The organism is uncultured Gimesia sp., from assembly GCF_937910335.1.
Classification (GTDB): Bacteria; Planctomycetota; Planctomycetia; order Planctomycetales; family Planctomycetaceae; genus Gimesia.
This window is the reverse complement of the sequence record NZ_CALEMX010000266.1, coordinates 1-9422: the sequence shown is the minus strand read 5'-3', so window position 1 is coordinate 9422 and position 9422 is coordinate 1. Positions and strand designations below refer to the sequence as shown.

The following is a 9422-nucleotide window of genomic DNA, read 5'->3' as shown; positions in this document are numbered from 1 at the left end:
AGGGAGACCGCCTGGTTACGATTAATATTGATCTGGTTATTTTGTGGGTTGCTGTTCTGGTGGGGCGTTCAATATCTCCCACAAATGAAAACCAGCAGCCGCGCGATGTGGAAGTTGTTTTTGATTCTCCCCATGCTGGCAATCGTCACCTGGGAATTTCAGCAGATTGCTTTGCGGCGTGTCAGTTATCCAACTGTTCTGGCTGTCTTCACTCTCGGCGTATTGTCTGTGATTTTTATTAATGCCTCTCATGCAAATACGCTCAGTCCGCAAGTTTCGGCTATTTTTCTGCAACAGATAATCATTCTGGGCTTATCCCTGATCATGGTTCTCTGGTACAGCCATCGCTTTAAAAAAGAGGATGGTCACCGTTTGGTCGAAATTGCACTTGTCATTGCCTTGTCCTGTTTACATATAATCTATGGTGTTTATTCCGTACCGAAACCAGTTCCGGTGGGAGAGCGATTATTACAATTTGAACATCAGCTTCGTTTAACTAAAAATGTAAAGGATTGTATTCTCGTCAGTCAAAGTGAGCCTCCGTTAGAGCTAACATTTCTGCTCTATTACCTCTGGGGAGATATCGACTTGCAACAGATTCAAGGGACTATCCTGCCTCAGGATCTGGATCTGCCGGCATTAACAACGAATTCCAAACCCCCCTCTGATGCTGAAAAACTGGTTATCATTCGCTGGGGAGTCTCACCTGTTGCGTTACGAAATATTTTGAATGCCGGTCTCTTTTTAAAACCGCTGGCTTCACCCGATGTTTATAAACAAAAAGAACTTCAGGCAGATGAAATCAGTATCTCGCCCCAGGGTTTTTAGATTTAACTTTCATTTGATATCAGAGATTTACTTACTTCGGAGCAATCAGAATGACCTGTCAGAAACCATCAATAAACAGAGTAGACAACATTTTATCCTTCAAACCTTTCATTTTGATCTGCGTTTGTGTATTTGCGCTGGTTTCAGCCGCTCATGCAGCAGAGCCGGTTTCATTAAAAGTATCCGGCAATGAAAAATGGTATAAAGGGAATTTGCATACGCATTCTCTGTGGAGTGATGGCGATGATTATCTGGAAATGATTGCCGACTGGTATAAGACCCACGGTTATGATTTCCTTTCTTTTACCGATCATAATGTGCTGTCGACGTCAGAATGCTGGACGGTTCCCGAAAAAAACAAAGGCAAACTGCACGCTTACGAAGAATTAAAAAAACGTTTTCCCAAATGGATTGAAGAAAGAAAAATAAGGACGGGCAGATCGAAGTTCGATTGAGGACATTCACGGAAGTTTCAGAGAAACTGGGGGAACCCGGCAAATACCTGTTGATTCAAAGCGAAGAAGTCACCGACAGCTTTAAAAACTTGCCCGTGCACATGAACGCTACCAACGTGCATTCAATACTGACTCCGCTGGGGGGGAAGAGTGTCTATGACGTCATGCAGAATAATACTAATGCGCTATTGGCACAACGCGAACGATCTGGGAAATCGATGATGATTCATCTGAATCATCCCAATTTTCATTACGGAGTGACTGCTGAAGATTTGATGAAAGTCATTGGTGAAAACTTCTTTGAAGTCTATAACGGTCACCCGGGTGTGAATAACAAAGGAGATGAAACCCATGCCAGCACGGATCGGATCTGGGATATTATTCTGACCAAAAGACTGGCCGAGTTGAAGCTGCCTGTAATGTATGGACTGGCGACAGATGACGGTCACAACTATCACAAAATTCCCAGCCGTGGTAGTGAACCGGGCCGGGGTTGGGTCGTTGTCCTGTCAAAAAAACTGGATCCTGAAGCTCTGGTTGATGCCATGGAAGCAGGGCGTTTTTATTCGTCATCCGGAGTGGAACTAAAGTCGGTCACTTATACTGATCAGGGGATTCAAATCGAGATCGAGCCGGAAGAGGGCGTGGAATACATTACCGATTTCATAGGTACTCTGGAAGGATATCCCAAAAGAGGAACTCCCGTATTAGATAAACGAGGACTGGAAATACGAGCCACAAAACATTACAGCAGCAAAATCGGCAGGAAATTGAAAACTGTAAAAGGGAATTCCGCCAGCTACAACTTCAATGGGAAGGAAATTTACGTGCGTGCTCTGGTTCGTGCTTCAAAACCCCATCCCAATCCGGCACAGATTGGGGAAGTCGAACGTGCGTGGATTCAGCCTGCAGTCGGACCGGCTGCTCCCCAGCAGTAAATCTCAGGGCTTCTCAGGTTGATCAGATTTGATACCGCTACTGGCGTTTGTGACAATGAGCGTCACTCGGCTGAGGAGTTGATTTGATTCTTCGTTATAAACTGAGGTTTCGACCTTTGCGATTCCGAACGGAATTTGATCTGTTAACCAGAGATCTTTACGATAACGCAATTTTTGCTCTGCTTCTGTTTTCGAAGCGATAGTGACGGAAACCTGGGATGCTGCCAGTTGACAACGAAAAGCATCTTCGCGCAAAGGTGTAAACAAGTGCCGAATTTTTCCCGGATTGTACATCCGGGATCGGGGCATTCCGTAAAAGAAACGATAAGCGGCAAATTTCTGATTCTGGCTGACTTCCCCGTCTGGCCAGCGTAAAAACTCTTTAGGCCACTTTCCCGCTTCGAATGCGGGCAGATCAATTGTGTATTGTTTCGTTTCTACGATTTTTGTCCCTAGAAATCTGGTGACCTGAATTTTACGCAGATGTTTTTCTTTTGATGTTTTAACACTCAGTCTGAGTTTGAGCAGGCGGCCATCGTTGGAAGGGCCCGTCAGTTCCACAAACGGTTCGGGAATTTCAGACGTCGGTTCGGGAATCGATGCGATCCAGGTTGTCAGCGGTCGATCGAGCGACTGGGGTCGCTGGTCGTAATTGATCCAGCCAGCTTGTTTCATCATGGTGAACAGCCAGGGAGCCCGCCATGGATTGTGTAATGGATAGTGAGCTGAAAAAACAGATGCCAACAGACATAAGGTTCCTAGAATCTGTAACCAGCGCTTGTGAGAAAACTGATCCAGGAATGGGATCATGGAAATCAGCCAGAATGGGGTGAGCCAGAGCATCCAGCGTAGCGCGGAACTATTGCCTCCATAGTTATAGTTGCCTGTCCTGGAAAGATAAAATCCAAATACAATCAGACTGAGTACGATGCTGATCCAGAGCAGAGGGCGCAGAATATGGTCTTTTATTTTTCGAACGCGCAGACAGGAAATCAGAGTCAGTATATAGATTGGCGAAAGGGAAAATATTCCATGATGGCCGAAAGTGCAATGGAAGAAATAGATCAGTGGGCTATCCAGATTGCGGTCGAGTCCCTGCGGGTTCTTCCAGTAACTGGGAACGCCACGGTACTCGTATAGATATTTTTCGGTTCCATAATAAAGATAAAAAGGTTTCCAGCCTCCCGTAGCGGCATAGTTTGTTGCGAAGAAACCGATTAAAGGCACGAGTGCCGCCGGTATAAAAACGAGACAGGTCAAACGGGGGTTTGTTTTAAACAGGAATCCGAACACAATCAAACCAAACAAAGCTGCTGGTAGTTCGTTACAGCAGGTCAGCATGGCAAAAAAACCGGCCAGAAGAAAGAATCGCTTCTTTTGTTCCTGATCCAGGAGTATTCTCATGAAAGGATACAGGGCAAAGACAGCACTGGTCGCGGCGATAGAGTGATTATTCAGCGTTAAAAGAAAGGGTGTCAAGAGTGTCGCAAAACAACCTGCGGTCACAACAAAGTACCGCGTGAACTCGTTTCGTGCATAGCGTTCCACCATGAGGCAGATCAGAACCAGCGCGATCAACATCGGCAGCAAATTGACCATCATTAATATAAGATGTGCCACGTCATATGGATTTTGATCCAGGTTCAGTCCGGTTGTCGTTTTGATAACCCAATACAAACCCGCAACAAGTGTCGGGAAGAGCGGAGGTTTGGATGAATAAAAATGACCTGAATGCCGGACTTTATCAATGCTGGACCAATCACTGCGTTCGTTAATCGTATCAATCTGATACGTACCCTGTTCCACCAGCGACCAGACGGTGCACCACCGAGAACGGTCATTGGCACTTTGCAGAGGGGCACTGTTGAGAATTGCTGATAGACCCTGTCCCATCGTGACTGTTAACAGCAAAACATAAACGAGCCAGCGACGATTGCGGGAACAAGTCAACGGTTCCTGCTGTTCGAGGGGAGCGTTCGATGTTGAGCTGGTAGAAGTCGGCATAAAATCAGAGACGTTTTCTGAAGAGACGCGGGTTGGTGCAATTTCAAAACATTCCATGGAATGATGATGAGGCACAGCGCATGCTGTTTTCCATTTTCAGAGTGCAGATTATAGGATGGCACGAAAAAAACAAACGGGGAATCGTCACCTTTGGTCCCTGTTTTTTATTTTTTCAGTAAATAGGGCATCTCTACAGGCTCAATGATCCAATAGCCATTTGCTGAGAACAGCGCCCGGGAAGGGGCAATTCAGAAGAGTTCGTGAATGGGTTCGCCATTTTCGATGGCAAAGTTGGGTCGTCCTTTTTCATCAATATACTGAGTATCCAACGGAACTCCCATATATTGGTAGATCGTGGCTGCCAGATCTCCCGGTCGAACGGGACGATGTTTGATCACGCTTCCATCTTTTTCGCTGGCGCCAATCACCTGACCATGATTCAATCCACCGCCGGCCAGACACATCGACATCACAACGGGCCAATGGTTGCGACCATCAGAGCTTCCCTGAGTTCCGGAATTAGGGCTGCGGCCAAATTCGCCCATTGCAATCACGAGCGTGGAATCGAGTAGGCCGCGCTCCTCAAGGTCCGACACGAGTGTTGTCAGTAAGTGATCAAACAAAGGCAAGATCGGACCTAAACCATTTTTGATGCCGCCATACGGGGGAATGTTATCGCCATGATTGTCCCAGGTTCCCGAAGCAGTATGGTAACTGAGATCGAGTGTTACAAATGACGTTCCCGCTTCAACCAGTCGGCGAGCAAGGAGTGCCTGCTGACACCAGAGATGTTTACCATAGCGGTCTTGCATGGCCGTTGATTCCTGGTTCAGGTCAAACGCCTGTTGCACGCGTTGTCCCAGAACCATATCGTAAGCGCGTTGACTGTAACTGTCGATCGCGGACATGGAGCCTGCTTGATCTATGTCATTTCGCAGTTTATCAAACTGCTGCATTAAATCGCGTCTGCTTTTCATCCGTTCGTAAGAAAGACCAGACGCAAATTGAAACATTTTTCCGCCACTCGTTTTGCCCGTATCGTTACCCACCGAATCATAGATCGGCAAGTCGGCGGCGTCGTTGGCAATGAACGGATCGTACTGTTTTCCCAGATGACCGCCCCACGCAATATGGGAATGATGTTTCATGAACGCGACATAAGGAGGCATGCCGGGATGATTTGCGCCGTGATGCTTGGCCACGATTGATGCCATCGCCGGGTACTTGTCACCTTTACGATTCGTGCGAGGTGTTGCACGCAAGTCGGCTGTCTGCATGACCTGATTCGGCTCATGACTGCTCTTGTTGGGATCGACGGATCGGATCAATGTAAAGTGATCCATCATCGCCGCCTGTTTGGGAAGCCGATCGGTAATCGTGATGCCGGGAACGGAAGTCTGCGTGACTCCAAAGGGGCCGCGGTTTTGAATCGGGCGCTCTGGTTTGGGGTCCCAGGTATCAATGTGGCTGGGGCCGCCTGTCATCCAGAGCAGGATTACGCTTTTTTTGGAGAGAGAAGATTTGCCGATAGACTTAAGTTGATCGGAGGCGCGCAAGAGATTGGGTACAGAGAGTCCCGCCAGTCCTGCCAGCGAGGCCTTGAGCATATTCCGTCGACTACGTAACACCAAACCTTCGGGAACCAGCGGATTAAACGCGGTAAAGGCATGTTGCGAGTGAGTGTTTGAATGATTCTTTGGCTTCATTCCCGATTCCACTTCCCATTGATAGATCGCCCAGCACGCGCAGTGCTAAGACTTAGATTAGTAATCTTCTTAAATATATCGTCATTCTTTGATGTGTTCAATATGATTCTATCATCTGGGCGCAAAATAACCAGAAAAAGAACCGGTTTGTAGCGGAAATCAGAGGCAGACAGACAACAATCGTTCTTTTATGGGGCCGGTTCAAAGCAGACCCAGTTGAGGCACGTGTTTGTGCCGGCTTCCAACTTCCCAATTTCAACAGTCAGTCGACCATCGGAAACATCGATTTTGACTTTCCTCTCGAGAAAGAAGCCCCTGGCTGTCGCTTCTTCTTTTACGACCTGCGTTCCTTCGACTTTGACCCATTGTCCGAATTGTTCGTGTCCGGAGTCTCCCACACAAACTGTGACGAGCCATTTACCATTGGGAACTTTACATTCCCATGTGTCATGATTTCGTGTGAAGATAAACGTGTCTCGATAGCTTTCAGGAAGCCGGTTACGTTTTCGGTGATTCTGACTGAGGTCGCGTTGCCAGCCAAAGCCGCGTTTGTCGTCAAAGACTAAACCATGATCTGATTCAAAACCGGTGACGGGTGCTTCAATTTTCCCTGTGAAGTTTATTCGACGGAGAGAGGGTAGATTCGTTTTCTCCAATAGTCCATCCTGGTCTGCCGACACTTTTGTGCTTAACCATTGTACGGGTTCTCCCGGGGTAAAAGGGGTAGGATCATCCAGGTCCCGAATTCCATCGTTGTCTGCATCGTCCGTTTTTAAACGAGGAAAGGGACGCATGGGCTGGTTTTTGATGAGATCCCACAACTGCAGACAAAACTCTCCGCGATTGGTCTCTGCGGGAAATGTTTTAAGCAGCTTCGTATTTTCTACCGTAGCGAATGCCAGACGTGTGGTTTGCTGACGCCATTCCGCAGTGGTACGATCATCCGGGCGGAAATCAACTTTGCGGACTTCCATTGGTAGAGCGCCGCGCGCTGCGAGTCGGTTGATGGCCACAAATGCGGGATGCGCTGGTGCTAAATCGCGATAAGGCCAGATTAATAGGGCGACTCCAGCGCCTTGTGTATGACACAAAGCATGGCGAACCTGCTCCAGTTGTGCACGATCATAGGGGATTTTTCTTGGTGGAATATCGTGTTGCAAAGAGACGACTGCGGTTGCGCCGGCGGCCTGACCAACGGTAACACATTGATCATGCAGGCGAATCGCCGCACTCACAATACTGCTGTATCCCACATTTTTTTGTGCGCCCAGTAAGCCATCCATTTTTATGGGAACCAGACTGCGCAATGGAAACACAGAACGGTCACTGACGAGGCTGGTGTTTCGACCAGGTTTTTCGTAGTCGATCCACGGCCCTTTGTTGCCTTCCTCTTTCAAGTACGTACGGCCGGTGCGATGGAAATCATAATGAAATTGCCAGGCGAATAATCCATCAGGATACATTACATGTGAAAAGCGTTCGCGTGCGAATTTTTTATGCCGACCATCTCGATTGCGTCCGTCCTGCTCGCGCATCATATAAAGCGCTTTTAGCCGCAATGATTCTCGAATGTAGGGTTTGGGAGGAAGTCGATCCTTTGTTTCAAATTCCTTACTCAATTGAAAATGTCTGAAGCTGTTCGTTTTGTCGGGAGCATGCTTATGCACATAATTTTGCAGATGGTACAGCAGGCACAGCGAATGACGTTTGGCATCGTCAAAAATAATTTGTCTCTGCTGGCGGTTCATCAAGACGATGTTTTTCTTTGAAGCACCTGGTTCGGTTTCCTCTAATGCTTCTACCACGTGTCGTGGTAAGCGTTCGAGCGGGTAATCCTGGCCGTTCATGTAATTGAGCAGGATGCTGGTTTTGTGATCTTTACTCGTATATCCATCGACAATTCGTCGCACGGTAAAAATCGAAAGTTGCCTTGGTGATGCTTTTCCTGCGTCAGGCCAATGTGTTATGCCTCCGATTCTTGCCGGTCGATCCCATTTGAGATGTTTCATTTTCGCTGAACCCAATTTCGTTGAACGCACGAAATTACGGTCATCATAGTGATCTGGTTTGGAAATGGGCGTATCTTGATCAGCTTCTTCAACAATCATGGCCCATGTGATCGGATTCATTTCATTCGCCGGATAGTCTGCGGTATCTAGCGGTGCGCTCGGCTCGTTGTAACGTGAACGGGGATCGGCTCCGAATTCAAAATCTGCACCGGCTACCTGAATGGCTTCTCCCCAGTCAGAGGCATCAATGGTTAATTTCGCTAAAATGTGCAGGTTTGGTTTTTTTGAACCGACGGGAGCAAACCAGAGTCCCGTTAACCGAGGGTGTTTTCCTTTTCGATGTACGTCGGCTTTGACGGGATAATACTGAGTGATTAATCGAATCTGACCACTATCAATATAGGGTTGCAGCATTTGGCGAAATATGGCCTGCGCTTCAGCCGGTCGAAACGTGGAGGGGCCATGATAGGGACGCCCCGGCATCGGCGATCCATATTTTTGTGTGTTGAACGTTTCAATACGATCCATTAATTCTTTGAAGAGACCGCTGCGATGAAAAGAACGTTTCATGGGATGCCAGTCAACACCCCAGCCGACTTTGCCCGGACCTTTATTCTCATCAACGCAGGCCAGCGCCTGTTCGGTATATTGTCCACCAAGCCAATTACCATCCAGGACAAGCGTGATCGATTTCACGCCTCCCCGCGCCGCCTGTATGGCTGCCGCCCAACCTGATTCGGTTCCCCCTACAATCAACAAATCGGTTTTTAACTCTTGCTGGTCAGCTTGAGCGACTTCTACTGAAAATAAACACAGGATGCAGATGAGGAGCGGCAGCTGATTCTTCATGGAGTGTGTTTCTTTATTGCAGGGATGAGGGATTCAGGAACACCGTCTCAGTCATAATAAGGCATCTTCACATGAGTTGTCATCTCTCATTTCATTTAGTGATCGAATTTGAATCGAAATATGATATCGGATTGTTGTTGATACGGAATCTGAATTTGTTAGCAGACAAAAAAATAATGGCATTAAATTTGCCTATTACAAGATTGTTAAGAAATACTTACCGAACTGCTTTTGTTCGCTCAATAAAACGGCATTCACTGGGTGATTTTTATGCAACCCAGTTGCTGCAATTTAAAATTGGCATCCTTATTAAATTTGTTCAGCAGGTTATTTACTAAGTAACGCTAATATATTATCTAATGTCGATTTTTTGAATGTGAATAATCAGAGATGAATCAATGTATGTAAACTTTTGCGCAAGTGAACGCGGCGATTGTTTCAATCATTTTATTTTCACTCCACACCATTCTACTCGCACACATTATCTAATTGTTTTTTTGATACATTACTTTTTTACTGGAGTTAAAGATGCCTAGGAGATTTAAGCTAAAACGTGGTTTTACATTAATTGAATTACTGGTTGTGATTGCGATCATCGCAATATTAATTGCGCTTTTGTTACCTGCTGTTCAA

At 46.8% G+C, this 9422-nt stretch carries 7 protein-coding genes; 4 read left to right on the top strand and 3 right to left on the bottom strand.

Going from position 1 to position 9422, the window contains the following annotated elements; translation table 11 throughout:
• From Q0668_RS10825 to Q0668_RS10815, 3 genes are all read left to right on the top strand, one after another.
• Positions 1–828 (top strand): hypothetical protein (locus Q0668_RS10825; protein ID WP_298864142.1); only part of this gene is annotated, 828 nt, incomplete at its 5' end.
• A gap of 50 nt (positions 829–878) precedes the next feature.
• Positions 879–1283: a hypothetical protein gene (locus Q0668_RS10820; protein WP_298864139.1), complete on the top strand. Its 405-nt coding sequence runs from the start codon at positions 879–881 to the stop codon at positions 1281–1283.
• Positions 1280–2221: a hypothetical protein gene (locus Q0668_RS10815; RefSeq protein WP_298864134.1), complete on the top strand. Its 942-nt coding sequence runs from the start codon at positions 1280–1282 to the stop codon at positions 2219–2221. Before Q0668_RS10820 ends, Q0668_RS10815 begins: the two co-directional genes overlap by 4 nt.
• 3 nt (positions 2222–2224) lie before the next feature.
• On the opposite strand, the gene Q0668_RS10810 is transcribed toward Q0668_RS10815, so the two are convergent.
• From Q0668_RS10810 to Q0668_RS10800, 3 genes are all read right to left on the bottom strand, one after another.
• Positions 2225–4300: a hypothetical protein gene (locus tag Q0668_RS10810; RefSeq protein WP_298864131.1), complete on the bottom strand. Its 2076-nt coding sequence runs from the start codon at positions 4298–4300 to the stop codon at positions 2225–2227.
• 173 nt (positions 4301–4473) lie between these two features.
• Positions 4474–5931: a DUF1501 domain-containing protein gene (locus Q0668_RS10805; protein WP_298864128.1), complete on the bottom strand. Its 1458-nt coding sequence runs from the start codon at positions 5929–5931 to the stop codon at positions 4474–4476.
• Between the two features lie 188 nt (positions 5932–6119).
• Positions 6120–8789, bottom strand: coding sequence for an FAD-dependent oxidoreductase (locus Q0668_RS10800; protein ID WP_298864124.1), 2670 nt, complete (start codon positions 8787–8789; stop codon positions 6120–6122).
• A 528-nt stretch (positions 8790–9317) separates the two neighbouring features.
• Here Q0668_RS10800 and Q0668_RS25875 point away from each other — a divergent pair.
• The coding region (locus Q0668_RS25875; RefSeq protein WP_366918889.1) for a prepilin-type N-terminal cleavage/methylation domain-containing protein at positions 9318–9422 on the top strand (105 nt) is incomplete at its 3' end.